Genomic DNA, 348 nt, shown 5'->3' with positions numbered 1-348 from the left:
GGCCAGATGCTGGCGGCACTGCTGCGCATTTCGCAGGCGACCTTCGCCTCGAAGATCGAGATCGGTGAGGGCAAGGCGACCGTGACCCGCGAAGTCGATGGCGGCCTGCAGACGATCGAAGTCAAGCTGCCGGCCGTCGTCACCACGGACCTGCGCCTCAACGAACCGCGCTACGCCTCGCTGCCGAACATCATGAAGGCCAAGAAGAAGCCGCTCGACAAGAAGGTTCCTGCCGATTTCGGCGTCTCCACCGAGCCGCGCCTCAAGGTCCTGAAGACCGAAGAGCCGTCGGGCCGCAAGGCCGGCGTCAAGGTGAAGTCGGTCGCCGAGCTCGTCGAGAAGCTCAAG

1 protein-coding gene is annotated in these 348 nt (G+C 64.7%); it reads left to right on the top strand.

Annotation, left to right across the window (positions count from 1 at the left end; all coding sequences use genetic code 11):
* The coding region (locus ACPYOI_RS36050; protein ID WP_481424171.1) for an electron transfer flavoprotein subunit beta/FixA family protein at nucleotides 1-348 on the top strand (348 nt) is incomplete at both ends.

The organism is Rhizobium sp. SVR5-2C (genome assembly GCF_056755115.1).
Note: the sequence above shows the minus strand (reverse complement) of the source record. Positions and strands in the feature narration are given on the sequence as shown.